Origin of the sequence: Kitasatospora sp. NPDC048407 (genome assembly GCF_043200475.1) — a bacterium.
In the GTDB taxonomy this organism is placed as follows: Bacteria; Actinomycetota; Actinomycetes; order Streptomycetales; family Streptomycetaceae; genus Kitasatospora.
Map to the genome: position 1 here is coordinate 374546 of NZ_JBICXW010000003.1, position 26453 is coordinate 400998.

A 26453-nucleotide genomic window follows, 5' to 3' on the forward strand; every position below is an offset into this window, starting at 1 on the left:
TCCGTGTCCAGGGTCCGATCCGGTCCGTGCCATCTGATGCCAGCTCAGCTCGTGGGGACCGGTGCCGCTCCGGCCCGGTGCGCCGAACAGGTGAGCCTTTCGGCGTGGTGTCCCCCGGTCATCCGTACCCCGGGCCTTGCCTACCAGCACGGCGCGGCGGCCCGTGCGATGCTGGGGCCGACTCCCCCCGGACGACGCATCGGTCATTTCACCTGATGGACCGTCCCTCCGGCCGGTGCCATCCCCTTACTCCCTGGTGAACGGACGTGAGACATGGACGCCCTCTCCCGCAGGACACTGCTGGCCGCCGGAGCGGCGACCGCCGCCACTCTCGCGGCCGGGTGCGCGAGCACCTCCGGGAACGGGAGCAACGCCGACGCGCCCGCCCGGGCCGACGGCGTCGCCGCGAGCGGCGGCTCCAGCACCGTCCCCCGGCCCCCGGCCACCATGATCGGCGACGGCTCCACCTCCGACACCGGCCCGCAGCCCGGCCAGCCCACCCCCGAACCGCTGGAACCCGGCCAGAAGCCACCGCAGTTCGTGGTGTTCTCCTGGGACGGCGCGGGCGAGCTCGACGACCGCCTGTTCAGCCGGTTCCGGCAGCTCGCCAACGACCACAACGCCAGCATGACGTTCTTCCTCTCCGGCATCTACACCCTGCCCGAGTCGAAGAAGTCCATGTACCACCCGCCGCAGCACTCCGTCGGCGCCTCCGACATCGGCTACCTGAGCGACGCGCACATCCGCTCCACCATCGAGCAGATCAGCGCGGCCTGGCTGGACGGCCACGAGATCGGCACCCACTTCAACGGGCACTTCTGCGGCGCCAACGGCGGCGGCCGCTGGTCCCCCGAGGACTGGGACAGCGAGATCCAGCAGGCGATGGACTTCGTCATGAACTGGAAGACCAACACCGGCAACACCGACCTGCCCGCGCTGCCCTTCGACTACCGCAAGGAACTGATCGGCGGCCGCACCCCCTGCCTGGAGGGCCAGCGCGGCCTGCTGCCCACCGCCGTCAAGCGCGGCTGGAAGTACGACAGTTCCGGCCCCGGCGGCCTGCAGATGTGGCCGCAGAAGTTCGCCGGCGGCGCGCTGTGGGACATGCCGCTGCAGTCCATCCCGTTCCCCGGGCACACCTTCCAGGTGCTCTCGATGGACTACAACATCATGTACAACCAGTCCGGCGACAACACCAAGGGCGACCCCGGCCGCCGCGCCTTCTGGCAGAACCAGGCCCGCGACGCTTACCTGGCCGGCTTCGACCGCGCCTACAACGGCAACCGGGCGCCGTTCATCATCGGCAACCACTTCGAGGGCTGGAACGGCGGCATCTACATGAACGCCGTCGAGGAGACCCTGAAGGCCATCGCCGACAAGCCCGAGGTCCGGATGGTGTCCTTCCGGCAGCTGGTCGAGTGGCTGGAGGTGCAGGACCCGGCGGTGCTCAAGAAGCTTCAGGCCCTCAGCCCCGGCCAGAGCCCCGAGGCCGGCTGGAACAGCTACCTCGGCGGAGCGGGCACCGCCGGCTCCGGCCCCGCCACCACCCGGCCGTCGGTGCCGCCGGTGGCCGGCGGCAAGTAGGTCCTCAGCCCTGCTGCCGGGCCACCGCCGCCCGGCCGGTGGCCCGTGACCGTTCGGTCGGCCGCTCTGGCCCTCGCCAGCTCTTCGGTCGGCCCGTCAGCTCTCCGCCCGGGCCACCAGCGCCCGGCCGGCGAGCGCCGCACCGAGCAGCGCCACCACCGGCATGGTCAGGAACACCGCCGCGAACGCCCCGGCCGGCAGCGCCGTGTCCTGCGCCACCGCGCTCACCGCGCCGCCGCCCAGCGCCGCGAACAGCACGCCCGCCAGACCGGTCAGCAGCACGTTGCCCAGCGCGTCGCTCAGCTGCAGCGCCGCCGAGTTCTCACCCGTCTCCTCCGGCGCCGACAGCTTCATCATCAGCACGCTGATGCTGGCGATCGCCAGACCCATGCCGGCGCCGCCGACCGCCCAGGCCGCCGCCGTCACCCACACCGGCACCGACGAGAACAGCACCAGCGCCGCCGCGCCGATCGCCACCGCCGTCAGCACGAACCCGTACCGGATCATCGCCCCCCGGTAGCGCTCCGCGCCCGGTCGGCCCTGCAGCCACGACCCCAGCGCCCAGGACAGTCCGCCCGGCGCCAGCGTCAGGCCCGCCATCGTCACCGACAGGCCGCGCTGGGTCTGCATCATCAGCGGGATGAACAGCTCGGCCGCGAAGAACGCGCCCGCAGCCAGCCCGCGCAGCAGGATCACCGTCGGCAGGCCTCGGGCAGCCCGCAGCGTCCCCTTCGGCAGCAGCCGCAGCACCGCCGGACCGATCAGCGCCACCCCCGCGGCCGCCGGCAGCAGCGCCCAGACGTCCAGCCGCTGACCCGCGTACTGCAACAGCGCCGCACCGACCGCGACCATCGCCGCGTCCCGGGTCCGCCGCCAGTCGTACGGCTGCGCCTTGAGCGGCGGCTGACGGCGCTCGGAGCGGCGCAGCGCCGGGCCCATCACCGCGAGCGGCAGCAGCACCAGCGCCGGCACCGCGAGGAACACCCAGCGCCAGCCCAGGTTCTGGGTGACCGCACCGGAGATCACCGGGCCGAGGATCGACGGCAGCACCCAGGCCGCCGAGAACGCCGCGAACACCGCCGGCCGCAGCCGCTCCGGGAACGCCCGGCCGACCACCACGTACAGCGCGACGATCACCAGCCCGCCGCCCAGACCCTGCACCGCCCGGCCCGCGACGAACATCCACATGTTCACGGCGGTGCCGGCCGTCACCAGTCCGGCCGCGAACACCGCGATCCCGGTGAACAGCGGCGCCAGCGGCCCGCGCCGATCACACCACTGCCCCGACACCACCATCGCCAGCAGCGTGGTGGTGAAGTACGCGGAGAACGCGAACGCGTACAGGCCGACGCCGTCGAGCTGCTGGGCCGCGGTCGGCATCGCGGTGTTCACGGCGGTCGCCTCGAACGCCAGCAGCAGCACCACCGAGACGATGCCCAGCGTCAACGCCCGCCAGGGCCCGCTGAGCACCCCTCCCGTGCCGTCGTCGTCGGATATCTGCTGCGGTAGTGCCGTTTCGGCCGGGGAGGTGGTGGTCACCTCGATATGGTAAGTGCCGTCCTGGCCGTTTGATCCTGACCCGTGGACGGCCTCTCGGACGGCCCTTCGACGGAACGGGACCTCCGCCGCCGGCCCTAGGACCCGCCCGGCCTCAGTGCAGCACCTTCAGCCCCACCACCCCCGCCAGGATCAGCACCAGGCAGGTGATCCGGGCCGCACTCACCGCGTCCCCCAGCGCCACCATCCCGTACAGCGCCGTCCCCACCGCGCCGATGCCCACCCACACCGCGTAGCCCGTCCCCAACGGGATCGACCGCATCGCGTACGCCAGCCCGCCCATCGACAGCACCAGCCCCACCAGGAACACCACACTCGGCACCAGTCGCGAGAACCCCTTGCTGGCCTCCAGGGCCACCGCCCAGACGGTCTCCAGCACACCGGCAACGATCAGAACCACCCACGCCATGACGACGGACTCCTCGCAGTAGTCGAACCACCTACCGCGCCGTCTTGTCATACCGGGTACGACGCACCTCGTCCGGGACGGGCCACCAGCACCCGCCTCGATCCGACCGTAGCACAGCGCCGACACACGGAATTCATACGCGAATTAGCGCTTTCTATTGACGCCGCCCGGCGCCCGCCCGCTATAGTGAATTCACCGGAACGAACCGGAGCAGCCCCCGACGGCAGGAGAAGGCGATGAACAGGAAGACGGCGGCCCTCGCAGCGCCCCGCACCTGTGCCCCCTGTCCCGGCTGCCGGTGTTCCCTCTCCTGTTGCGCCTGACCGCAACTCCCCCGCGCCGACAGGCTGGTTGACGCCTGCGCGCACCCCTTCACGACCGTGTACCCGAGTGGTCCAGGGAACCGTCTGCAAAACGGTTAACACGGGTTCGAATCCCGTCACGGTCTCTCCCCGGAATTCACCGGGCGCGAAATGTGCACCGCCGCGCCCGGTGAATTCAGCTGCCCATTTCCATTTCCATTCCCCTTTTCGCCGCTGTCGGCGCCTCATAGCACCCCTCATGACAACGGGCGCCGGCGACGATCCCTCAGGACCATCACCGGCGCCCGCCGCTGCCTACTGCCTCTTGCTACTCGATGACCCCGGGGTTCGCCGTGCCACCGCGCCAGGTCTCCTCGTCCTCGACCAGGTAGTCGGGACGGTGACCCTCGTTCTTCTTCTTCCGGTTGGCGCTCCCGGAACCCGGCGCGCCGTGCATACCGGCCGCACCGCCCTGTCCGGCACCCCGGCCCTTGCCGATGCCCGAACCGCCCTCGGTGAACGCACGGCCACCGGCACCGCCGGCCTTGGCACCACCGATCGTGCCACCGGCCTTGCGCACCAGGCCGCTGCCGCCCTTGGCGCCGGCACCGCCCTTCGCGCCACCGGCACCACCCATGCCGCCACCGTGCATGCCGCCGCCCATACCACCGGCACCGGCCGCACCACGGCCACCCGCAGCACCCGCGCCGCCGGCACCGGCACCGCCGACACCACCGGCCTTGCCGCCTGCACCGGCACCAGCACCGGCGGAACCGCCGACCTTGCCACCGCCGGCACCACCGGTCCCGAGCCCGCCGGTCGGAAGACCGCCGCCGACACGGCCACCGCCGCCACCGCCACGGCCGCCGCCACCGGACCCGCCACCAGGCAGGCCACCGCCGCCGGGCAGGTAGACACCGCCACCGCCGATGCCACCACCACCGGACCCGCCACCACCAGTACCGGGCCCCGGCAGGGTTCCCACCCCACCAGGCAGCCCACCACCGGGGTGACCGCCCCCGCCGACCCCGGTGTCAGGCGGAGTCCACCCGTCCAGCCCCGTCCCCGCAGGCGGAGTCCAAGGCTGTCCCGGCGAAGGCACCACCCCGCCATGCCCGGGCGGCAGCGGATTCGGCTGGTTCGGGATCCCGGGCATCGGAGCCCTCGGGTCACCCGGCGGCACATACCCGGGCGGGGGCAGGTCCTTCGGGTGCCCCTCGGGGTACTTCGGCATCGGGGAGCTGGGCGGGGTGTGCCCGGGCGGGGGGCTGACCTGCGGCGGGGGCGGAAAGGCCTCGCGGGTCCCGCCGTCACCAACGCTCGCCGGCGGATTGTCCAGATAGCTCGCCGCCTCGAGGTACTGGGGGCCGAGGTGCTCCATGACGCCGATCGCGTACTGGTGGGCGACCTCGGTCGCCGACAGCTCATGGGCGTTCTTGTTCACCGCGTCGATGCGGTTCATCCCCGAGGCAAGGTCCCGCTTGAGGCCTTCGTCGGAGGAGGCGAAGCCGTCGTTGAGAGTCTTGCCCACCCGGTCCCAGAAGCCGGGAACCTTGATCTGGCCCATCGTCGACTTGGTCTGCTGCAGCGCGGTCGCCGCATAGTTCATGGCGACCGAGGTGTTCGACGCATGCGCAGCGGTGTTGGTCAGGCTCTGCTGGATCTGACCGCCCTTCTGCGCGAAGCCCTGGGCCGCAGCACCCTCCCAGTTCGCGGAGGCGTGCTGCACGGCCTCCTGCAGCTTCGCGGCGACGTCGTTCAGTTCCTGGTGAACGTTCTTCCAGTGATCGCCGACCTCGCGGATCCGGTCCGGGCTGGAGTGCCCGACCATGTCCTTGAGCGGGATGAGGGCGTAGCTGTCGAACGGAGTCTTGTGTGACGCCATGTCAGACCGTCCTCGGGTTCAGCTGGTTCATCGTCGCCTGCTTGTCGAGCTCAACGCCGGTGTACCTGGCATGAGCGAGCTGGGTCTTGTCGCCGTACTCGTTGATCAGGGCGTCAAGATCCGCGATCGTCTTGGTCAGGAACGCCTGCATCTTGCCGTGCGCGTCATACAGCGCCTGCGCCTCGACGAAGTTGCCGCCGAAGGCATCCCGAGAGATGTCGGTCTTGTACTTCGTATTGGTGCCGCAGGTGCTGATGTTCTGCTGGAGGGCCCGCAGTCGCTTGACAACTGCCTCCAGCTCATCCGGGTTTACGCTGAATCCGTCGGACACGAGGCCCTCTCCCCCTGGAGTGTCGAAACTTCCCCGTGGTAGCGCTCTGGCGGGTGGGCTGACCGTTTGCTCAGAGCGTTCGATCGTATCGCGTTTCGAGGGTGTATTGACACGCCCTCGACGCGCCTGATTACTGTCCCTGGTACGGGTTCTGATAGGACGTCGGCGGCTGCGGCGGGTAGCCCGGCGGCGGCTGCTGACCGTACTGCGGAGCTCCCTGCTGCTGACCGTACGGCGGCTGCTGGGCCTGAGCCGGCGGCCAACCCTGCGGAGCACCGTACGGAGCCGGACCACCCGGCTGCGCGGGAATGCCCTGCGACCGGTTGCGCCTCCGGCTGTTCGCCACCACGATCGCGATGATCACGATGAGCAACACCACCGCGCCGCCGGCCGCACCGAGGATCAGCGGAGTGGTCGAGGTCTTCGACTGCTTCAGCTCCGGCGCCGCCCCAGGATTCCCAAGGCCGGAACCTGGATCAGCGGAACTTCCACTGCCGGCGGTCGCCCCGGCGCTGGCCGCAGGACTCGAGCCGCCATCGTTCACGCCGGACGGAAGTGTCAACGGCCCCTGGGCGGACCCCGCCGGAATATCCATCGTCAGCGCCTCGTACGGGCGGACAACGCCATAGCCGTAGTGCTCGTCGGGAAGCTTGCTCACCCCTGTTGGCCGCGATGCGGACTTGACCAACCGCTCCGCGACTTGACCGGCCGTCAACTTCGGGAACTTCGCCCGCACCAGAGCCGCAGCAGCAGAGACATACGGAGCCGCGAACGAGGTACCGGCCTCCCTGCAGTACTGACTCCCACCGCAGGCGCCTGCAGCGACAATCTGCACGCCGGGTGCCGAAAGGAGCACTTCCGGACCATAGTTGGACTTTGGCCAGATTTTCAGGTCCTGAGCGACCGCGCCAACGGCGAGGACCCCCGGGAACGCTGCGGGATACCCCACCGAAGCTCCGTCGTTGCCAGTGGCGGCCACGACCAAGACATCGTGCTGGTAGGCATAGGCAATCGCGTCCTGATCACGCTCACTGGCATCCGCACTGCCCAGCGAAATGTTGATCACCTTTGCGCCGTGATCCACCGCCCACTTGATACCCTCTGGAACCCCGTTGCTGCCACGAGAGTTCACCTTGTAAATCGGCAGGATCTTGGCCCCGGGAGCCAGGCCCACCACACCGTCGCCATTGCCACTGCCGTGGCCCTGGCCGGCGATCAGGCTCGCCACCTGGGTACCGTGCGGGTCGGTGGGCTTCACTTCGTTACCGCCACCGCTCGGGTCGTACCCCGGCAACAAACGGCCCGCAAGGTCCGGGTGGTTGGCGTCCACTCCCTCGTCGATGACCGCGACGGTGACGCCCTCGCCCCTGGTGATCGACCACACCTTGTCGAGGTTGAAGAGCTGGTTCGCCCATTGCCCGTCACGCACCTGGTCCGCGGACGCCGCCGGCAGTCCTGCAAGCAGGAACCCCGCGGTCAGCGTGGTCGCGCCGAGCACGCGCGTGAGTCTCGTCAGCCTCATCAGTACCCCGTCAGTCGTGTGACAGCCCGTTCGTTCTCGCAACGCCCCCGGAACGCAGGACAGTCCGATCGTATCGCCCGGCCCGACCGCTGCGCAGACCCCAGATGACGAGCCCACAACATTTCGGCCCGTCACACCCCGGCCGCCTGCGACCGCCCGGAATGACGAGCGGGATTCTGGCCTTGATCCGGCCAACCGACTGCCAACTTTGGTCCGGACGTGGATCTTGACTGGCCGTCTGCCTCTCGGAGGCCCCGCTGCCCAGCGCACTCGCGCCGGGCAGCGAGTGGCGGGCCGTCAGGCGAGGATCGCGTCCTCCGGCAGGATGGGAAGCCGGCCGACGGGGAGGCCGGTGGCGGCGCGGACGGCGGCGGCTACGGCGGCGGGGGCGACGACGGCGGGGGCGGCGCTGACGGCTTTCGCGCCGAAGGGGGCGACGACGTCGCGCTCTTCGAGGAGGGCGGCGATCCGGATGTCGGGGGTGTCGAGGGCGGTGGGCAGGCGGTAGCCGGTGAGGGAGGCGTTGAGGGGGATGCCGTGTTCGGTGCGGAGGTTCTCCAGCAGGGCGAGTCCGACGCCCTGGGCGACGGCGCCTTCGATGCGGTTCTCGATCTGGCGGGGGTTGAGGGCGCGGCCGACCTCCTGGGCGACGGTCACGTCGACGACCCGGACGGCGCCGAGTTCGATGTCGACGTCGACGACGGCGCGCATCGCGCAGAACGCGATGGAGACGAAGGCGTCGCCCTGTCCGGTCTCGGGGTCGAGGGGTTCGGTGGGGTGCGGGCGGCACTGGGCGGTGGCCCAGAGTTCGCGGCCTTCGAGGGCCTGGCTGACGGGCATGCCGAGCACACCGTCGTACGAGGTGATTTTCCCGTCGCTGATGGTGAGCAGTTCGACGGACATGCCGAAGTCGGCGGCGATCGGCTGCAGCATCTGGTGGCGGACCATCAGCGCGGCCCGTTCGACCGCGCCGCCGGAGACCCAGGTGTGCCGGCTGCGGGCGGCGGGGCCGGCCGAGGTCTGGTCGGAGTCGACGGGCGCGATGTAGACCTCGCTGACGCCGAGCACCGACTGGACGATCTGGCGGGCCAGGGTGGCGAAGCCCTGCCCGGAGTCGACGGCCGCGCAGATCACGGTGGCGTGGTCGCCGGAGACCCGGACGGTCGCGGTGGAGACCTCGTCCTCGCCCTCCGCGCCGAGCATGTGCACCATGCCGACGGCGTAGCCGATGCCGCGGCGCACGGCGGCGGGGTCGCCGGCCCCGCCGGGGCCGCCGGGCAGCAGCCAGTCGGCCTCCGGGTCGTCCAGCGGGAGGGCGGGCAGCGGGGAGTCGGCGAGCGCGTCGAGCAGTGCGGTGACGGGGGCGGGGCAGGTGACGGCCTGTCCGGTGGGCAGCGGGTCGCCGGTGGACATCGCGTTGCGGCGGCGGATCTCCACCGGGTCGACGCCGAGTTGCTTGGCGAGCTGGTCGAGCTGCGACTCGTACGCGAAGCAGGTCTGCAGCGCGCCCTCGCCGCGCATCCGTCCGGCGGGCGGGTTGTTGGTGCGCACCGCCCAGGCGTCGACGAAGACGTTGGGGCAGGTGTAGGGGCCGACGGAGAACGCGACGGCGGCGGCGAGCGCCTCGGCGGAGACCTCGGCGTAGGCGCCGCCGTCGAGCAGGATCTGCGCCTCGACCTTCACCAACTTGCCTTCGGCGTCGGCGTGGTGGCGGTAGCGCAGGAGTGCGGGGTGCCGGGTGGGGTGCGCCTGGAAGGACTCGGCGCGGGTGAGTGTCATCTTGACGGGGCGGCCGGTGCGCAGCGCGAGCAGCGCCAGGGTGACCTGGAAGGACAGGTCCTCGCGGTCGGTGCTGGCGCCGGGCACGCCGGTGACGACGAGCCGGACCCGGTCGGGTTCGAGGCCGAGGCAGGCGGCGGTGCGGTCGCGGTCGCCGTGCGGGTCGGTGGAGGACAGGTGCAGTTCGACGCCGCCGTCGGGGCGGGGCACGGCGAGGCCGGCCTCGGCGCCGATCGGGGCGGGGTCCTGCCGGCCGACCTGGTAGAGGCCCTCGACGACGATCTCGCCGACGGCGTCGGGGTCGCCGGTGCGCAGCGGCAGGTGGCGCAGCAGGTTGCCGTCGGGGTGCAGCGGCGGGGCGTGGAAGGCGGCTTCGGGGTCGGTGACGGGTTCCAGGACCTCGTACTCGACCAGGATCGCGGCGGCGGCGAGCCGGGCGGTGTCGGGGTGGTCGGCGGCGACGGCGGCGACGGGTTCGCCGTGGTGGCGCACCACGCCGGAGGCGAGCACCGGCCGGTCGGCGACGACGGCCCCGCCAGGTGCGCCGTCGGGCCCGGCGGGCAGGTCGGCGGCGGTGACCACGGCGCGCACGCCGGGGACGGCGAGCGCGGCGGAGGTGTCGACGGAGACGATCCGGGCGTGCGGGTGCGGGGAGCGCAGCACGGCGCCCCAGAGCAGCCCTTCGGCCCACAGGTCGGCGGCGTACGGGTAGATGCCGAGTGCCTTGGGGAGGGCGTCGGTGCGCAGCGGGGAGCTGCCGAGTCCGGTGGAGCCGGTCTCGTCGTCCGCGGGGGCGGCCGCCGGGAGCTCGGTGGCGGAGGTCATGCGTTCTCGTCCTCGGGGAGCCTGATGCCGTGGGCGGGGGTGGCGTCGTAGCCGGTGTACTGGTGTCCGTAGCCGTCGGTGGCGTAGACGGTGCCGTCGTAGGCGCCCGCGTCCTGCGGCGGTGTGCCGGGGGGCGGGGCCGTGTCGTAGATGCCGGCGTCCTGGTGCGGGATGCCGTGCGGCGGGGTGGGCAGGTACGGGGTGCCGTGGGCGGGGGTGCCGTAGACGGCGGCGTCGGCGGTGGTGCCGTGGGCGGGGGTGGGTTCCCAGCCGACGGGGACGGCGGTGCCGTGCGCGGGGGTGCCGGACCAGGCCTGCGGAGCGGGCTCGGCCTGGGCCTGCGGGGGGATCAACTGGTCGGCCTCGTGCCAGAGTTCGGAGTCGGCGTAGAGCGGGAGCTCGCCGGCCAGCGCGAGGTCGGAGAAGGACTGCTCGGTGGCCCGGGCGGGTTCGGGCGCGGGCGGCCGGGGTGTGTCGGTGGCGGTGGCGGCGGCCTGTTCGGCGGCGTCGAGTTCCGCTTCGAGGGCGGCTTCGCGGGCATCGGCGACGGCCTGGACGGCGGCGAGTGCGCCCCGGTATCCGGTGCAGCGGCACAGGTTGCCGCACAGTGCCTGGCGGGCCTCGATCTCGCTGGGACGGTGGTTGCGCTGCAGCAGGTCGTGGACGGCCATCGCGAGGCCGGGGGTGCAGTAGCCGCACTGGACGGCGCCGGAGTCGGCGAGCGCCTGCTGGACGTCGCTGGCGCCGCCGGTGCCGGACAGGCCCTCGACGGTGTTGATCTCGCTGTCGGCGGCGAGCGCGGCGGGCATCAGGCAGCCGTTCACCAGCTGTCCGTCGACCTGCACCGAGCAGGCTCCGCACTCGCCCTGTTCGCAGCCGTCCTTGGCGCCGGCCAGGCCGAGGCGTTCGCGCAGCACGTACAGCAGGCTCTCGCCGATCCAGGCGTCGCTGACGGGTCGTTCGACGCCGTTGACGCGCAGCGTGTACGAGGCGGTGGGGCGCACGTCACCGGTGAGCGCCCCGGGGTGGTTCAGCAGTTCGTCGGTCACTTCTTCAGCGCCCTTCCCAGCGCCCGGCGGGCCAGCACGGCCACGGTACGCCGCAGGCGGGCGGCCGCCGGGCCCGCCCCCTCGTCGGGCGCCCCGCCCTCGGGGACGCAGGCGCCGGCCACGTATTCGCCGAACGCGGCGAGCGCGGCCGGATCGATCAGGACCGCGCCGTCCTGGCCGCGGGCGTCCCAGTCGATGCAGCCGGCCACCCAGTTCTCGGCCTCCAGCGGCCGCAGCGGGACGGGGGCGACGGCGCCGACGGCGCAGCGCACGCCGCGCCGGGCGGGGTCGAGGACGAGCGCGACGGAGGCGGCGGCGCGGGACGGGCCGCTGCGGCCGGTGGATTTGAGGAACACCTGGGGGGCGTGCAGCAGCGGCACCCGCACCCAGGTGAGGAGTTCGCCGGGGCGCAGCGGGTCGAGTCCGGTGAGCAGGTGGCTGATCGGGACGTCGCGGACGGTGCCGGGCCGGGCGAGGGTGGCGGTGGCTTCGAGGGCGGCGAGCACCGGGAGGGTGTCGCCGGCGGGGGCACCGGTGGCGATGTTGCCGCCGAGGGTGCCGACGTTGCGCACCTGCGGGGGTCCGGCGGTGCGGGCGGCGTCGGCGAGGGCGGGGATCAGTGCGGCGAAGTCGGGGCGGTCCATCCGGGCGTGGGTGAGCCCGGCGCCGAGGACGGCGGTGCCGCCGTCCTCGTAGCGCCAGCCGCGCAGTTCGGTGATCCGGCCGAGTCCGATCAGGGCGGCGGGCCGCAGCCGTCCGCCATTGACGGCCTCCATCAGGTCGGTGGCGCCCGCCACCGGCACCGCCCCGGGGGTGGCGGCCAGCGCTTCGACCGCCTCGTCGACCGAGGACGGCATCATGATCGTCCGGTTCACCAGGTTCCCACCGTGCTCCATTTGCAGTGCGGCCTGCCGCCCGTAGGGTACGGGCGATCGGTGCGGGTTGGGCAACTCTGGCACACAAAGACCGCTGATCATTTCCGAGGTCGCGGACAGGTCCGAACAACTCGGGACAACTCCGGGCGCGAACACGACCGGGCCTGTCCAGATGATCGGTTGTTCACTTGATCATGACGAGGCGGCCGCGCCCGGAGTTCCGGTACGTCCTAGCCGACGGCCGGACCGGCGCCGGGACGCCCGTCGATCGGCCGGCCGACGATGCCGGGCTTGCGCTGCCAGGGGAGCGGGCCCCCGGGGCGGCGGTACTCGATGCCGAGGGCGTCCAGGCGCGGGTAGTGGCCGGCCATCCGGGCCTCGAAACCGGCCCAGTCGCGCGCGTCGGGGTCGCGCGGCAGGTCGGACCAGGCGACCTCGGCGAACGCGACCAGCCGCGGGAACACCTTGTAGTCGACATCCCGGCCGTCGAGCATGAACTCGGTCCAGATGTTGGCCTGGGTGCCGATGACGTGCCGGGCGGCCTGCTCGTCGAGCTGCGGCGGGACGGGCTCGAAGCGGTAGACGTCCTCCAGCGTGCGCACCCAGCCGACCGGCACGGGCTCGTCCTCGCCGCCGGCCTGCCGGTGGTCGAGGTAGACGTGCTGCTCGGGGCACATCACCACGTCGTGGCCGGCCTGAGCTGCGGCGATGCCGCCCTCGTAGCCGCGCCAGGAGGAGACGGCGGCGCCGGGGGCGAGGCCGCCCTCCAGGATCTCGTCCCAGCCGATCAGGCGGCGGCCGCGCTCGGCCAGCCAGTTGTCGAAGTGCCGGATGACGTGGCTCTGCAGCTCGAACTCGTCGGCGAGGCCGAGTTCGGCGATCCGGGCCTGCGCGGCGGGGCTGGACTTCCACTGGTCCTTGGGGCACTCGTCGCCGCCGAGGTGGACGAAGGTGGAGGGGAAGATCTCCAGCACCTCCTCCAGCACGTGCTCGTAGAACCGCAGGGTGGCCTCGGAGGCGTTCAGGATGTTCTCGCTGACGCCCCAGTCGGTCCAGGTGCCGAGCGCGGCGGTGTCCACCACGTCGGTGTTGCCGAGCTCGGGGTAGGCGGCGATGGCGGCCTGGTTGTGGCCGGGCAGGTCGACCTCGGGGACGACGGTGATGTGCCGGGCGGCGGCGTAGGCGACGATCTCGCGCAGGTCGTCCTGGGTGTAGTAGCCGCCGTGCGGCTGGTCGTCGTGCCGCTTGCCGGCCCGGAAGCCGACCATCGACCGCTCCCGCCAGGACGCGGTCCCGGTGAGCTTCGGGTAGCGCTTGACCTCGATCCGCCAGCCCTGGTCGTCGGTCAGGTGGAAGTGCAGGACGTTGAGCTTGTGGGCGGCCAGCTGGTCGATGAACCGCAGCACCCCGGCCTTCGGCATGAAGTGCCGGGAGACGTCCAGCAGCGCGCCGCGCCAGCCGAACCGGGGCGCGTCGTGGATCTCCACCGCAGGCACCGTCCAGCGCGCGCCGGGCAGCGGCGCGGTGCGGTACGCGGCGGGGCCGAGCAGCTGGCGCAGGGTCTGCGCGGCGTGCGACAGGCCGGCGGCGCCGCCGCCGGTGAGCCGTACCGCGTCCGGGCCGGCGCTCAGCCGGTACTCCTCGGCGGCGAGGGTGTCGTCCAGCGCGAGCACGAGGTCACCGTCCTGCCCTGCGGGGGCCGGGTCCAGGTCGAGGCCGGTGGCGGCGGACAGTTCGGCGCGCAGCCGACGGGCCACGCCCTCGGTGCCGGGGGCGGCGGCGATCCGGGTGCCGGTGTGCAGCTCGAACGGGGCGGTGTCGGCGGGGGTCCGGACGTGCAACGGGGCAGGGATGAGGTCCATGCGCCTCATCCTGCCCCGGTGAACCCCGATTGGCATAGACCACTCGGGGGCATCGCACAGGTCGGACGGTCAGTCCTTCTTGTCGTCCCCGCCCGGGTTGTTCAGCCCGTCGAAGATCTCCTTGCACATCGGGCAGACCGGGTACTTCTTCGGGTCGCGGCCGGGCACCCAGACCTTGCCGCACAGCGCCACCACGGGGGACCCGGAGAGCGCGCTCTCCATGATCTTGTCCTTCTGGACGTAGTGGGCGAAGCGCTCGTGGTCGCCGTCCCCGTGCGAAGTCTGCGGGACGGGCTCGACCAGGGTGCCGGTGCCGAGGCCGCGCTCGGGCTCAAGAGTGCTCATGGGTGCCAAGTCTATGGGGGCCGCCCGGAACCCGGCCACCATGCGGGAGCAGGCCGCCGGTCAGTTCAGCATCGGGTCGTCCGGGTAGGTGGCGAGCATCGCCAGCGGGCCGCGCTGGCGGCGCAGCACGGCCCGCCACATCCGGTCCGGCTCCACGCAGGAGACGTCGCCGGCCTCGCACTCCACCGGGTACCAGGCGCCCTCGGCGATCTCCTGCTCCAGTTGGCCGGGCGACCAGCCGGCGTAGCCGGCGAACACCCGCATGCCACCGAGCACCCCGGCCAGCACCTCCGGCGGGGCCTCCAGGTCGACCAGGCCGATCGCCCCGTGCACCCGCCGCCAGCCGAGCGGCCCGGGGTGGGTCTCCTCGCCGGGCACCACGGCGATCGCCAGCGCCGAGTCCAGCCCCACCGGGCCGCCCTGGAACACCACCGCGGGGTCGCCGGTCAGCGACGCCCAGCCGTCCAGCACGGCGGCCACGTCGACGGGGGTGGGCCGGTTGAGGACCACGCCGAGCGCCCCCTGGGCGTCGTGGTCGAGCAGCAGCACGACCGACCTGGCGAAGTTCGGGTCGGTCAGTACGGGCGTCGCCACGAGCAGTCGCCCGGTGAACGAGGGGGCCGCTTCCATGCCTGCCATGATGCCTCCCGAGGGGCCGCGCCGGACACCCGGCGGGCCGTGGGCAGGCCACCCGTCCGGCCCAATGGCGGTGCCGCCGGGCACCCCTTACAGCATGATCACCAATAGGGCACACGGGAACCAATCGCCCACCCTCTACCATCTATGTGGTGGCGAAGGGCCGTTCCCTCAGCTCCGCAGCCGAAAACATCCCTGCGCACCCCGGATTGCGAGAACGATGACCGACGACGTCCTGCTGGTCCACGGCGGAAACCCGCTCGAAGGCGAGATCCAGATCCGCGGCGCCAAGAACCTGGTCCCCAAGGCCATGGTCGCCGCGCTGCTCGGCCAGGGCCCCAGCAGACTGCGCAGCGTGCCGGACATCCGGGACGTCAAGGTCGTCCGCGGCCTGCTGCAGCTGCACGGTGTCACTGTCCGCACCGGCGACGAGGAGGGCGAGCTGATCCTCGACCCGTCGCACGTCGAGAGCGCCAACGTGGCGGACATCGACGCGCACGCGGGCTCCTCGCGCATCCCGATCCTGTTCTGCGGCCCGCTGCTGCACCGTCTCGGCCACGCGTTCATCCCGGGCCTGGGCGGCTGCGACATCGGCGGCCGGCCGGTGGACTTCCACTTCGAGGTGCTGCGCCAGTTCGGCGCCACCATCGAGAAGCACCCGCAGGGCACCTACCTGGTGGCCACCCAGCGGCTGCGCGGCACCAAGATCGAGCTGCCGTACCCGTCGGTCGGCGCCACCGAGCAGGTGCTGCTGACGGCGGTGCTCGCGGAGGGCGTCACCGAGCTGCGCAACGCCGCGATCGAGCCGGAGATCGTCGACCTGATCTGCGTGCTGCAGAAGATGGGCGCGATCATCTCGCTGGGCACCGACCGCACCATCCTGATCACCGGTGTGGACGAGCTGGACGGCTACACCCACCGGGCGCTGCCGGACCGCCTGGAGGCCGCCTCGTGGGCCTGCGCGGCGCTGGCCACCAAGGGCGACATCTACGTCCGCGGTGCCGAGCAGATCCCGATGATGACCTTCCTGAACACCTTCCGGAAGGTCGGCGGCGCCTACGAGATCGACGACGCGGGCATCCGCTTCTGGCACCCGGGCGGCGAGCTGAAGGCGATCGCCCTGGAGACCGACGTCCACCCGGGCTTCCAGACCGACTGGCAGCAGCCGCTGGTGGTGGCGCTGACCCAGGCCACCGGCCTGTCGATCGTGCACGAGACGGTGTACGAGTCCCGGCTGGGCTTCACCGGCGCGCTGAACCAGATGGGCGCGCACATCCAGCTGTACCGCGAGTGCCTGGGCGGCACCCCGTGCCGGTTCGGCGCGCGCAACTTCAACCACTCCGCGGTGGTCTCCGGCCCGTCCAAGCTGATGGGCGGCGAGCTGGTCATCCCCGACCTGCGCGGCGGCTTCTCGTACCTGATCGCGGCGCTGGCGGCCGAGGGCACCTCCACGGTGCACGGCATCGACCTGATCAACCGCGGCTACGAGAACTTCATGGACAAGCTGCGCGACCTGGGCGCGCACATCGAGCTGCCGTCGGAGGCCGAGCTGGCCGCGGTCCAGCTGACCGCCTGATCCAAGGCCCGTAACAAGCCGGTGGCCGGCCTCCCCGAGGGGAGGCCGGCCACCGGTGTGTTCAGCGGAGGGTCACTTGCCCTTCGCGGCTTCCTTCAGCTTCGAGCCGGCGCTCACCTTGACGCTGAAGCCCTCGGCGATCTGGATCGGCTCGCCGGTCTGGGGGTTGCGGGCGGTGCGGGCGGCGCGCAGGGTGCGCTCGAAGGTCAGGAAACCGGGGATGGTGACCTTCTCGTCGCCCTTGGCGACGACCTCGCCGGTGATCTCGGCGAAGGCGGCCAGCACGGCGTCGGCGTCCTTGCGGGTCACCTCGGCGCGCTCGGCCAGCGCGGCCACCAGCTCACTGCGGTTCATGTGTACTCCTGTGGTCTGTTGCTCTGCCGTACGCGGAGGCATGGCCGGTCCGCGGCACGGTGCTCGTTCAGGCGAGGGGTGGTCAGGGGCCGGGCTCGCACCGCGAAGCGCCGCAAACTGCCCGCCTGGGTACGAATCCTGCCTCGACCGGCACTGAGAAAGCCAATCGGGTACCGGCGTGGTTGACCCGAACAGCGTCCGCCGGACAGAGGTGTGACGCTCCGTCGGTTCCGGGGTGGCCGGGGCGGGCGGCGGCCGGGACGACACGCCGTGGCACAACTGGGGACGTTCCGTACTTGTCGGACACGCCACCCCGTCGCAGGGCTACGGTACGCCCTGGCACCGACAAGCCCAAACACGCCCCTTTCCCTTGTGTCGCAAGGGATCCGGCACGTTCGCCGCAATCCGGCCGCGGCGACCGTGCCGGGCGCTCACCGGCTCAGAGCTGAACGGCCGGGAACGCGGCGGTGTCGAGCGTTCCGACGATGCCCGGGGTGGGCTTCGCGGGGGCCGCCTCCGCGCCGCCACGGGCCGCCACGGCGGCGTCCCGGACGGCCGCGGCGACGGTCTTGGCGACACCCGGGTGGAAGACGCTGGGGATGATGTAGTTGGCGTTCAGCTCGTCGTCGGTGACGGTGGTGGCCAGCGCGCGGGCGGCGGCCAGCATCATCTCGGTGTCGACGCTGGCGGACTGGGCGTCCAGCAGGCCGCGGAAGACACCCGGGAAGACCAGCACGTTGTTGATCTGGTTGGGGAAGTCGCTGCGGCCGGTGGCGACCACCGCGGCGGTGTGCCGGGCCACCGCCGGGTCGACCTCCGGGTCGGGGTTGGCCAGCGCGAAGACGATCGCGTCCTTGGCCATGGTGGCCAGGTCGTCGCCGTCCAGCACGTTCGGGGCGGAGACGCCGATGAAGACGTCGGCGTCGGCCACCGCCTCCTTGAGGGTGCCGGTGCGGCCGGAGCGGTTGGTGTTCTCGGCGATCCAGCGCAGGTTCTCGTTCAGGTCCTCGCGGCCCAGGTGGACCACGCCCTGCACGTCCGCCACGGTGGCGTGTGCGACGCCCGCGGCCATCAGCAGCTTGAGGATCGCGGTGCCGGCGGCGCCGGCGCCGCTCATCACCACGCGGATCTCGCCGATCTCCTTGCCGACCACCTTCAGCGCGTTGGTCAGCGCGGCCAGCACCACGATCGCGGTGCCGTGCTGGTCGTCGTGGAAGACCGGGATGTCCAGCGCCTCGCGCAGCCGGGCCTCGATCTCGAAGCAGCGCGGCGCGGAGATGTCCTCCAGGTTGATGCCGGCGAAGCCCGGGGCGATGGCCTTGACGATCGCCACGATCTCGTCGGCGTCCTGGGTGTCGAGGCACAGCGGCCACGCGTCGATGCCCGCGAAGCGCTTGAACAGCGCCGCCTTGCCCTCCATCACCGGCAGCGCGGCCTTCGGGCCGATGTTGCCCAGGCCCAGCACCGCGGAGCCGTCGGTGACCACGGCGACCGAGTTGCGCTTGATGGTCAGGCGGCGGGCGTCCTCGGGGTTCTCCGCGATCGCCATGCACACCCGGGCCACACCCGGGGTGTAGATCATGCTGAGGTCGTCACGGTTGCGGATCGGCAGCTTCGAGGACATCTCGATCTTGCCGCCGAGGTGCATCAGGAACGTACGGTCGGAGACCTTCCCGATGGTGACGCCGTCGATCGTGCGGAGCTTCTCCACGATCTCCTGGCCGTGCGCCACCGAGGACGCCGCGACGGTGACGTCGATGCGCAGCGCCTCCAGGCCGGAGGCGGTGACGTCGAGGCCGGTGACCGAGCCGCCGGAGGACTCGACCGCGGTGGTGATGGAGCTCACCGCGTTGCCGGTGGCCGGCACCTCCAACCGGACCGTGATCGAGTTCGAGACACTGGGCACCGTCGCCATCGACGTCCTTCTTCCTAGAATCAGCAGACCGTGACCGGCCTGGTAATCGCGCAGCAAGCTAGGTATCGATCGTCGCACCTACCGGGTGCTTCCCAGAAATAACGTTCATTGAGTGTGCGGATCCGACAAACCCGCACGGCCCGGGCAGAGGGCCTCCTTGCCCGTGGGCGCCGATGCGTTACATTGGAACGGCACCGGCTCGATCCAAGCCCCCGGGCCCAACCTTCGTCCCTTCGAGGGACCACTTGCCGCGAGGCGAGCATGGCGGGTCGGTGTTCAGCTTCACGAAGGCCCCCCACCTCCTGGTGGGGGGCCTTCGCGTTACTTCAGCAGGGCCGGGACTCCGGCGGCGTCCGGCAGGTCGTCCGGGCCGGACAGCACCGTCAGCCGCTGGGTGGCGCGGGTCAGCGCCACGTACAGCACCCGCAGGCCCGCCTCGGACTCGCCGGCGATGCCGGTCGGGTCGGCGACCACCGTGGCGTCGTACTCCAGGCCCTTCGCCTCCAGGCTGCCCAGCGCCACCACCCGGTCGCCCAGGCCCTCGGTCCAGGACGCGGCCTCCGCGCGGCGGTCCATCGGGACGACCACCGCGACGGTGCCGTCCACCTCGGACAGCAGCCGCTCCAGCTCGGCCCGGGCGGCCCTGCCGAAGGACTCCGCGCCGGCGTCCCGGACCGCCGCGAACCGCGGGTGCACGCCGGTGGCCCGGACCGCGCTCGGCGACGGGGTGCCCGGCGCGGCCAGCGCCAGCACCTTCGCCGCCACCTCGGCGATCTCCGCCGGGTTGCGGTAGTTCACCGTCAGCGTGTGCCGGCGGCGCGGCTTGCCCGCCAGCACCTCGCCCATCGCCGCCTGCGCCTCCTCGGGGAACGGCCAGGACGACTGCGCCGGGTCGCCGACGATGGTCCAGGTCGCCATCCGGGCGCGGCGGCCGATCAGCCGCCACTGCATCGGCGTGAGGTCCTGCGCCTCGTCCACGATCACGTGCGCGTACTCGCGGCGCTCCTCGGGAATGCGCTCGCGCTCGCGCCGCCCGTACGCCCGCTCGCCGTACGTGGTGACTTCCTCCAGGCCGGTCAGCAGGTCGATCGCGTCGACCTCCCGGACCTTCGGCCGGGCCGGCTCGCCGAGCAGCACCTGCAGCTCGTCGACCAGCGCCACGTCGTGCGCCGACAGGTCGCCGGCGCCGCGGTCGTCCAGGTGCCGCCAGGACGCCGCCAGCAGGCGGGCCTCCTCCGGGGTGACGGCCCGGCGGGCGATCCGGTTGGTGTGCCGGTGCTGGCGCAGCGTGGCCAGCACCCGGCGCGGGGTGACGGCCGGCCACCAGGCGTCCAGGAAGTTCAGGAACGCGGCCTCGTCGGAGACGTACTCGTCGAAGGACTCGCGCTCCTCCTGGCGCTGCTCGCGCTCGCCGTGGCTGACCGGCTTCGGCAGGTCGCGCACGGCCTCCGACCAGAGCGCGTCCAGCAGCAGGCGGCGGGCGCGCGGGCGCAGCAGGTTGAGCGGGGTGCCGCCGCCGCCCACCACGTTGCCGCGCACGGTCTTCAGCCGGCCGGCGTCCAGCCGCAGCGCCTGGCCGCGGGCGAACACCTTCAGCTCGGTCGGCGCGCCCAGCTCCAGGGCCGCCCGGGCGGCCCGGCGCAGCAGCTGCACCATCCGCGAGGAGCCCTTGATCCGGGCCACCTCGGGGCTGTCGTAGCGGGCCGCTTCGATGCCGTCCACCAGGCTGCCGACCGCGCGGATCGCCACCTGGCCCTCCTCGCCCAGCGAGGGCAGCACGCCCTCGGTGTAGGAGACCAGCAGCGCCGTCGGGCTGACCACCAGGATGCCGCCCGCGTAGCGGCGGCGGTCCTGGTAGAGCAGGAACGCGGCGCGGTGCAGGGCGACGGCGGTCTTGCCGGTGCCGGGGCCGCCGGTGACCAGGGTGGCGCCGGCGGCGGCCGCCCGGATCACCTCGTCCTGCTCCTTCTGGATGGACGAGACGATGTCGCGCATCGTGTGACCGCGGGCCCGGCCCAGCGTCGCCATCAGCGCGCCGTCGCCGACCACGGCGAGTTCCTCGCCGTCCAGGGTCGGGGTCAGGTCGGGACGCAGCAGGTCGTCCTCGACGCCGATGACCTTGCGGCCCTTGGAGCGGATCACCCGGCGGCGGATCACCCGGCCCGGCTCCAGCGGCGTGGCCCGGTAGAAGGGTGCGGCCGCCGGGGCCCGCCAGTCGATCACCAGCGGGCCGAACTCGGCGTCGAGCACGCCGAGCCGGCCGATGTGCAGGCTCTCGGCGACCGCCGGGTCGGCCGGGTCCATCGGTGTCTGCGAGGGAATCCCGTGTTCCTCGGGGGCGTCGGCCTGCTGGAGGTCGATGCGCCCGAAGAGGAAGTCCTCGAACTCGTTGTTCAGCCGCTGCAGGTGCGCGCCGGCGCGGTACACCTGGGCGTCGCGCTCGGCGAGTGCGCCGGGGGTGCCGACCTGCACGCGCTTCGCGGCGTCCTCCAGGATGTACTCCGCCTCGGCGAGCTTCTCCTCGAGCCGTTGGTAGACGGTGTCGAGATGCTGCTGCTCCTCCGCGATCTCGCGGTCGCGGAGAGTATCGGTGTGGTGCTCGGCAGAGCCGTGCGCGCCCAAGGAGCCCCCAGAGGTGCGGAGAAAAAGGCGGACGGACGATCTTACGGGATGAACTGTTCCGCGGACGAGGACCCCCGCCCACCGACGCCCGGACCGGGGACCGGCCCGGAACGCACGAGAGCCGCCCTCCGGGTGGAGGACGGCTCTGCGATGCACATGGGGTGGTGGAGATGCCGGGAATCGAACCCGGGTCCAGTGGAGAGGATTCAGGACTTCTCCGAGCGCAGTCCGCTGTGAGTTTCTCGGCCCTGGCAGTCACGCGGACAAGCCGCCAACAGGCCCAGCCACTGTTTGGTTTCCCCGCCACCCCCGTGACCGGAGTGGAAGGTTGAGTTCCCTAGATTATGCCAGGATCCGGGTCGGGAACGCCCCGGGCTGACACCCATTCACTTTCGCAGATCAGGCTGCGAGAGCGAACTGCTGGGAATCGCGCTTAGAGTTGGCGATTATATTTTTGCGACAGATGGTTTACGAGATCATTGCCGCGTTCCTCGGCTCGCTTCTCCTGTTTCGACAGCCACTGTCGAAACCGATCATCCCCATGTTGATTTGACAAACAGCACCGGCGGGCGAGGCCCTCCGGGTGATGCGCTGCCATAGTACTCGGGCGGCGCGTCAAGGGTCCAGCGCATTAACGAGCGGCGGCCGACGGGTTCTTCGCGGCCGCCCCCGGAGTGCCCAACTGCTGGGCCAGCCACGGCAGCTGGCGCTCGAAGGCGCCGGCGGCGAACTGCCAGACGTGCCGCCCGGGCTCGACGTTCAGGCGGGTGGTCAGCCCGGCCTTCCCGGCCGCCGCCTCCAGCTGCTTGGCGTGCGCGAGCTGCCCGCTCTCCTGGTCGCCGACGTCGAACATCCCGGTGACGCCCTTGTACTTGCCGCGGTGCGCGGCCAGCACGGTCTGCGGGTCGTAGGCGGCCCAGGCGGCGGCGTCGCCGCCGTACAGCTTCTCGATGGTCTGCTGCTTGTCGCCGATGTACGGGCCGAGGTCGCCGGAGATGTCCAGGAAGTGGCCGAACACCTCGGGGTGGGCGGCGGTCAGGGTGATCGCGCAGGTGCCGCCCATCGACCAGCCGGCCATCGCCCACTTCTTCGGGTCGGCGGACGTGTCGAAGGTCTTCTCGACGTACTTCGGCAGGTCCTTGACCAGGTGGTCGGCGGCGTTCCCGGCCGGGCCGTCCACGCATTCGGTGTCGACCTTGAAGCCGCCGGTGGCGTCCGCGAACACCAGCACCGGGGAGAAGCCGTTGTGCTTGGCCGCGTAGGCGTCGGCGGTCTTCACCGCGTTGCCGGCCCGCACCCAGTTGTCGGGGGCGGCGAACTCGCCGCCGACCATCTCCACCACCGGCAGCTTGGGCCGCGTCTTGCTGCGGAACCAGGCCGGCGGCAGGTACACCAGCTCCTGCCGGTGCGCGAAGCCGCTCGGCACCGCGGGGACGTCCACCGCGACCACCCGGCCGGTGCCGGTGCGGCCGGTGGTCTGCAGCGCCTGGTCCAGGCCCATCTGGTCGGGCACCGGGGAGCCGGAGAGTTCACCGATCGCGTCGCCCAGCGTCGGGTAGTAGCCGGTCGCCGCGTTCAGCGTGTTCGCCCCGGCCAGCACCGCCGCCAGCATCGCGACGGGCACCGCCGCCCGGTGCCACCAGCGCGCCCCGCGCCAGCCGGCCACCAGCACCAGGGCGGCGAGCAGTGCCACGCCCAGCCAGACCCACAGCGTGGCGGGAAGCGGGTCGGTGATCCCGGACAGCTCCAGCACCCCGACGGCGAGCAGCCCCGCCGCGCCGGCCGCCGCGCCGACCGCCACCGGCAGCCGGCGCAGCCACCAGCGGCGTCCGGGCCGGCCGATCGCGGCCAGCAGTGCGACGACGGCGAGCACCCGCACCGTCCACGGGAACCAGCCGTCCAACAACGAGATGTCCACCCCGGGATGGTAGGCGCCCGAGCGGCGGCACCGCGCCATCCGGGTGGACGGTGACGAAGCTGCGACAGTGCCGCCGGTCAGCCGCCCGCGCCCGGCAGACCGAGTTCCTTGGCCAGCCAGGGCAGCGATTCCTTGAACGCGAAGGCACCGAACTGCCAGTCGTGCTTGCCGGGGTGGACCTCGACCCGGGTCTTCAGGCCGGCCGCGTTGGCGGCCCGGTCGAGTTCCTTGGCGTTGGCGATGTGGCCGGCCTCGGTGTCGCCGACCATGAACAGGCCGGAGGAGGAGCTGTAGTCGCCGTGCCTGCCGCGCAGCACCGTCAGCGGGTCGTTCGCGGCCCACGCCTCGGCATCGCCCCCGTACAGCTTCTCGATGGTCTGCTGCTTGTTACCGGTGGTAGGTCCGAGGTCGCCCGCCATGTCGACGAAGTGCCCGAAAACCTCGGGGTGCACCACTCCGAGGTCGAGGGCGCAGGTGCCGCCCATCGACCAGCCCGCCGCCGCCCAGGAGCGCGGGCCGAAGGCGGTGCCGAAGGTCTTCACGATGAACGGCGGGATGTCCTTGACCAGATGGTCCTGGGCCTTGCCGGCCGGGCCGTTGACGCACTCGGTGTCGGCGTTGAAACCGCCGGTGGCGTCCACGAAGACCAGCACCGGAGCATAGCCGTCGTGCGCAGCGGCATAGGCGTCGGCGGTCTTCACCGCGTCGCCCACCCGCACCCAGTTACTGGGGGACATGTACTGGCCGCCGATCATCTCCACGACCGGCAACTGCGGGCGGTTCTTGCTCTTGAACCAGGCCGGCGGCAGGTAGACCAGTTCCTGCCGGTGCTGGAACCCGCTGGGCTCCGCCGGGATGTCGACCGCGACCACCCGGCCCTCGGTGGCCTTGCCGACCGTCCCGAGCGCCTGGCCGAGGCTCATCTGCTGGGGCACCGGGGCGCCCGCCAGGTCGGACAGCGCGATGTCCACGCTCGGGTAGTAACCGGTGGCGGCATTCAGCGAGTTGGCGCCGCAGAGCACGGACAGCGCGGCGGCGATCGGCACTGCGGTCATGTTCCACCAGCGGGCGCCCTGCAGGCCGAACGCGAGCGAGCCGAGCGCCAGCAGGGCGCAGAACATCCAGAACCACAGCCCGACCGGCAGCCCGTCCTGGACATCGCCGAACAGCACCACCAGGACGGCCGTCAACCCGGTGACCACCAGTGCCCCGGCGGCCGCCCACGGCAGCCGGCGGCGCACCCAGAACGGGCTGACCCGAATCACCGCCGCGCCCAGTGCCGCGAGGGCCAGAATGCGCAATGTCCACGGGAGCCAGCCGCTCAGCAGTGAGGAGTCCACCCCGAGATCGTACGAAAGCGTCCGGTCGCCACATGCAACCGGGTTGGCACGCCCTTGACCTGACGTCCGATCAGAGCGGGTCTCAGCCCTGCCGACGGCGGGCCGCGGCAACGGCGCGGTCGGACTCGCGGCGGTCCTGGCGCTCGCGCAGGGTCTGCCGCTTGTCGTAGAGCTTCTTGCCGACGGCGAGGGCGATTTCGAGCTTCGCGCGGCCGTCCTTGAAGTACAGGGACAGCGGGACCAGCGTGTGGCCGGTCTCCTTGGCCTTGGACTCCAGCTTGCGGATCTCCATCTTGTGCAGCAGCAACTTGCGCTTGCGGCGGGCCGAGTGGTTGGTCCAGGTGCCCTGGGTGTACTCGGGGATGAAGACGTTGTCGATCCAGGCCTCGCCGCCCTGGATGTACGCGTAGCCGTCGACCAGGTTGGCCCGGCCCTCGCGGAGCGACTTGACCTCGGTTCCGGTGAGCACCATTCCGCACTCGTAGGTGTCGAGGATGGTGTATTCGTGCCGCGCCTTCTTGTTCTGCGCGACCAGCTTCTTGCCCGTTTCCTTTGCCATAGCTCCGTCATTCTCGCACCTCGGGGGCGCCCTCGGCAGCCCCTTTACGGCGCGCCGGACGGTTCGGGGGCGGGGCTCAGCCCGTCCAGCACCCGCAGGGCGAGGTTCTCGGTGCCGGTGTCGTCGCCGGCGGGCGCGGGAACGTCGGGCTGGACGCCGGTGCCGTCCGGGGAGCGGCCGGCCGGGGTCTGGTAGCGGCCGACGGTGAGTTCGAGCACCGAGCCGTCGGCGAGCGTGCTGGGCTGCTGGACGGTGCCCTTGCCGAAGGTGCGCTCGCCCACCAGGACGGCCCGGGAGCGGTCCTGCAGGGCGCCGGCCAGGAGTTCGGCGGCGCTCATGGTGCCGCCGTCGACCAGCACCACCAGCGGGACGGCGGTGTCGCCGCCGGGGGTGGCGGTCAGTTCGCGGTGCTCGCCTCGCGCCTGGTAGCTGGCCACCGGGCCGCCGTCGAGGAACGCCGAGGCGACGCCGACGGCCTCCTCGACCAGGCCGCCGGAGTTGCCGCGCAGGTCCAGCACCACGCCGCGGGCACCGGCCGCGGCGGCCCGCACCTGGCCGGCCACGCCCTTGGTGAAGGCGTGCACCGCGATCCGCGCCACGCCGGGGCTGGGGCGGTCGGTCTCGACCTCACGGGCGGCCAGTTCGGCCCGGGTCAGGCCGAGTTCGCGCACCGGCCCGTCGCCGTCCTGCACGCCGACCACGACCTCGCTGCCGGCCGCGCCGCCGCGCAGCCGGGACACCAGTTCGGTGACCGGCAGTTGAGCGGCCGGGACGCCGTCCACGCTGACCAGCCGGTCGCCCGCGGCGATGCCGGCCCGGGCGGCGGGCGAGCCGGGCAGCACCTCGGCCACCTCGGTGGGGCCGTCGGCGCTGCGCTCGACGGTCAGTCCGACGCCCGGGTAGCGGCCGCCGGTGAAGTCCCGGTACTGCTGCGGGCTGAGGTAGGCCGCCCACCGGTCGCCGCTGGCGCCGACCAGCTGCCGGGCCTCCTGCGGGCTCAGGTCGGCCCCGGACAGGTCCGCGCCGCGGACCCCGTCGGACGACAAAGGGGCCCGGGACGAACCGATCGGTTCGCCCCAGGCCCCGGAAGCGGCTCCGGCGAACAGCACGGCGCCGAACACCAGGCCGAGGGTCATCCCCTGGCGTACTCGTGGAGCTGTCGGCATGCCAGCGAGTGTAGGGCCACCGGCGGGCGTTGCCGACGGCCC

Annotated in this window: 20 protein-coding genes, 1 tRNA gene, 1 other RNA gene and 1 riboswitch; of the genes, 3 read left to right on the forward strand and 19 right to left on the reverse strand. The window is 72.1% G+C overall.

Annotated features, from left to right (window positions below):
• Positions 1-273 precede the first annotated feature (273 nt).
• Complete coding sequence (locus ACGFWJ_RS09810) at positions 274-1584, forward strand: hypothetical protein (RefSeq protein WP_392947136.1); 1311 nt, start codon at positions 274-276, stop codon at positions 1582-1584.
• Between the two features lie 96 nt (positions 1585-1680).
• Here the strand turns inward: ACGFWJ_RS09810 and ACGFWJ_RS09815 are convergent, their stop codons facing one another.
• Both ACGFWJ_RS09815 and ACGFWJ_RS09820 read right to left on the reverse strand, forming a co-directional pair.
• Entirely contained in the window at positions 1681-3123 is a 1443-nt protein-coding gene (locus ACGFWJ_RS09815; protein WP_392947138.1) for an MFS transporter, read from the reverse strand.
• Positions 3124-3235: 112 nt separating this feature from the next.
• Positions 3236-3550, reverse strand: coding sequence for a DMT family transporter (locus tag ACGFWJ_RS09820; protein WP_387647532.1), 315 nt, complete (start codon positions 3548-3550; stop codon positions 3236-3238).
• Positions 3551-3583: 33 nt separating this feature from the next.
• Positions 3584-3650: riboswitch (guanidine-III (ykkC-III) riboswitch) on the reverse strand.
• 276 nt (positions 3651-3926) lie between these two features.
• Here ACGFWJ_RS09820 and ACGFWJ_RS09825 point away from each other — a divergent pair.
• Positions 3927-3998: transfer RNA gene (locus ACGFWJ_RS09825), tRNA-Cys, on the forward strand.
• A gap of 182 nt (positions 3999-4180) precedes the next feature.
• Here ACGFWJ_RS09825 and ACGFWJ_RS09830 read toward each other — a convergent pair.
• From ACGFWJ_RS09830 to ACGFWJ_RS09870, 9 genes are all read right to left on the reverse strand, one after another.
• A complete protein-coding gene (locus tag ACGFWJ_RS09830; protein ID WP_392947141.1) occupies positions 4181-5683 on the reverse strand; it encodes a hypothetical protein in 1503 nt (500 codons plus the stop codon).
• A 55-nt stretch (positions 5684-5738) separates the two neighbouring features.
• On the reverse strand, positions 5739-6068 hold the full coding sequence (locus ACGFWJ_RS09835; protein ID WP_392947143.1) for a hypothetical protein: 330 nt from the start codon (positions 6066-6068) through the stop codon (positions 5739-5741).
• A 130-nt stretch (positions 6069-6198) separates the two neighbouring features.
• On the reverse strand, positions 6199-7566 hold the full coding sequence (locus tag ACGFWJ_RS09840; protein WP_392947146.1) for a S8 family serine peptidase: 1368 nt from the start codon (positions 7564-7566) through the stop codon (positions 6199-6201).
• A 321-nt stretch (positions 7567-7887) separates the two neighbouring features.
• Positions 7888-10194 (reverse strand): xanthine dehydrogenase family protein molybdopterin-binding subunit, encoded by a 2307-nt coding sequence (locus ACGFWJ_RS09845; RefSeq protein ID WP_392947148.1) that lies wholly within the window; start codon positions 10192-10194, stop codon positions 7888-7890.
• On the reverse strand, positions 10191-11243 hold the full coding sequence (locus tag ACGFWJ_RS09850) for a (2Fe-2S)-binding protein (protein ID WP_392947151.1): 1053 nt from the start codon (positions 11241-11243) through the stop codon (positions 10191-10193). Before ACGFWJ_RS09850 ends, ACGFWJ_RS09845 begins: the two co-directional genes overlap by 4 nt.
• The gene (locus ACGFWJ_RS09855) at positions 11240-12139 is read right to left on the reverse strand and encodes an FAD binding domain-containing protein (protein WP_387647548.1); all 900 of its coding nucleotides are present in this window, start codon (positions 12137-12139) and stop codon (positions 11240-11242) included. The genes ACGFWJ_RS09850 and ACGFWJ_RS09855 overlap by 4 nt, the downstream gene beginning before the upstream one ends.
• Before the next feature lie 209 nt (positions 12140-12348).
• Positions 12349-13980 carry a beta-N-acetylhexosaminidase gene (locus tag ACGFWJ_RS09860; RefSeq protein WP_392947154.1) on the reverse strand — a complete coding sequence of 544 codons (1632 nt, stop codon included), beginning with the start codon at positions 13978-13980 and terminating at the stop codon, positions 12349-12351.
• Positions 13981-14049: 69 nt separating this feature from the next.
• The gene (locus tag ACGFWJ_RS09865) at positions 14050-14325 is read right to left on the reverse strand and encodes a DUF3039 domain-containing protein (RefSeq protein ID WP_030459614.1); all 276 of its coding nucleotides are present in this window, start codon (positions 14323-14325) and stop codon (positions 14050-14052) included.
• Between the two features lie 60 nt (positions 14326-14385).
• Complete coding sequence (locus ACGFWJ_RS09870; protein ID WP_387647553.1) at positions 14386-14964, reverse strand: YqgE/AlgH family protein; 579 nt, start codon at positions 14962-14964, stop codon at positions 14386-14388.
• Positions 14965-15181: 217 nt separating this feature from the next.
• Between ACGFWJ_RS09870 and murA the strand changes: the two genes are divergently transcribed.
• Positions 15182-16537 (forward strand): UDP-N-acetylglucosamine 1-carboxyvinyltransferase, encoded by a 1356-nt coding sequence (murA, locus tag ACGFWJ_RS09875; protein WP_387647556.1) that lies wholly within the window; start codon positions 15182-15184, stop codon positions 16535-16537.
• 72 nt (positions 16538-16609) lie between these two features.
• Here murA and ACGFWJ_RS09880 read toward each other — a convergent pair whose 3' ends face one another.
• From ACGFWJ_RS09880 to ACGFWJ_RS09915, 8 genes are all read right to left on the reverse strand, one after another.
• Positions 16610-16891 carry an HU family DNA-binding protein gene (locus tag ACGFWJ_RS09880; protein ID WP_014136004.1) on the reverse strand — a complete coding sequence of 94 codons (282 nt, stop codon included), beginning with the start codon at positions 16889-16891 and terminating at the stop codon, positions 16610-16612.
• 439 nt (positions 16892-17330) lie between these two features.
• A complete protein-coding gene (locus ACGFWJ_RS09885; protein ID WP_387647559.1) occupies positions 17331-18806 on the reverse strand; it encodes an NAD-dependent malic enzyme in 1476 nt (491 codons plus the stop codon).
• Positions 18807-19127: 321 nt separating this feature from the next.
• Positions 19128-21428: a HelD family protein gene (locus tag ACGFWJ_RS09890; protein ID WP_392947160.1), complete on the reverse strand. Its 2301-nt coding sequence runs from the start codon at positions 21426-21428 to the stop codon at positions 19128-19130.
• A 162-nt stretch (positions 21429-21590) separates the two neighbouring features.
• Positions 21591-21969: a transfer-messenger RNA gene (gene ssrA, locus ACGFWJ_RS09895) on the reverse strand.
• 90 nt (positions 21970-22059) lie between these two features.
• Positions 22060-23346, reverse strand: coding sequence for an alpha/beta hydrolase (locus ACGFWJ_RS09900; RefSeq protein ID WP_392947162.1), 1287 nt, complete (start codon positions 23344-23346; stop codon positions 22060-22062).
• A 77-nt stretch (positions 23347-23423) separates the two neighbouring features.
• The gene (locus tag ACGFWJ_RS09905; RefSeq protein WP_392947164.1) at positions 23424-24686 is read right to left on the reverse strand and encodes an alpha/beta hydrolase; all 1263 of its coding nucleotides are present in this window, start codon (positions 24684-24686) and stop codon (positions 23424-23426) included.
• Between the two features lie 82 nt (positions 24687-24768).
• Positions 24769-25245 carry an SsrA-binding protein SmpB gene (gene smpB, locus ACGFWJ_RS09910; protein WP_387647568.1) on the reverse strand — a complete coding sequence of 159 codons (477 nt, stop codon included), beginning with the start codon at positions 25243-25245 and terminating at the stop codon, positions 24769-24771.
• A 44-nt stretch (positions 25246-25289) separates the two neighbouring features.
• The gene (locus ACGFWJ_RS09915) at positions 25290-26411 is read right to left on the reverse strand and encodes a S41 family peptidase (RefSeq protein ID WP_392947167.1); all 1122 of its coding nucleotides are present in this window, start codon (positions 26409-26411) and stop codon (positions 25290-25292) included.
• Positions 26412-26453 lie beyond the last annotated feature (42 nt).

Coding starts and splice junctions, on each gene's coding strand:
- smpB (WP_387647568.1), bottom strand. CDS start 25,245: ATGGCAAAGGAAACGGGCAAGAAGCTGGTCGCGCAGAACAAGAAGGCG.
- ACGFWJ_RS09820 (WP_387647532.1), bottom strand. CDS start 3,550: ATGGCGTGGGTGGTTCTGATCGTTGCCGGTGTGCTGGAGACCGTCTGG.
- ACGFWJ_RS09885 (WP_387647559.1), bottom strand. CDS start 18,806: ATGGCGACGGTGCCCAGTGTCTCGAACTCGATCACGGTCCGGTTGGAG.
- ACGFWJ_RS09845 (WP_392947148.1), bottom strand. CDS start 10,194: ATGACCTCCGCCACCGAGCTCCCGGCGGCCGCCCCCGCGGACGACGAG.
- ACGFWJ_RS09810 (WP_392947136.1), top strand. CDS start 274: ATGGACGCCCTCTCCCGCAGGACACTGCTGGCCGCCGGAGCGGCGACC.
- murA (WP_387647556.1), top strand. CDS start 15,182: ATGACCGACGACGTCCTGCTGGTCCACGGCGGAAACCCGCTCGAAGGC.
- ACGFWJ_RS09880 (WP_014136004.1), bottom strand. CDS start 16,891: ATGAACCGCAGTGAGCTGGTGGCCGCGCTGGCCGAGCGCGCCGAGGTG.
- ACGFWJ_RS09855 (WP_387647548.1), bottom strand. CDS start 12,139: ATGGAGCACGGTGGGAACCTGGTGAACCGGACGATCATGATGCCGTCC.
- ACGFWJ_RS09915 (WP_392947167.1), bottom strand. CDS start 26,411: ATGCCGACAGCTCCACGAGTACGCCAGGGGATGACCCTCGGCCTGGTG.
- ACGFWJ_RS09870 (WP_387647553.1), bottom strand. CDS start 14,964: ATGGCAGGCATGGAAGCGGCCCCCTCGTTCACCGGGCGACTGCTCGTG.
- ACGFWJ_RS09860 (WP_392947154.1), bottom strand. CDS start 13,980: ATGGACCTCATCCCTGCCCCGTTGCACGTCCGGACCCCCGCCGACACC.
- ACGFWJ_RS09830 (WP_392947141.1), bottom strand. CDS start 5,683: ATGGTCGGGCACTCCAGCCCGGACCGGATCCGCGAGGTCGGCGATCAC.
- ACGFWJ_RS09865 (WP_030459614.1), bottom strand. CDS start 14,325: ATGAGCACTCTTGAGCCCGAGCGCGGCCTCGGCACCGGCACCCTGGTC.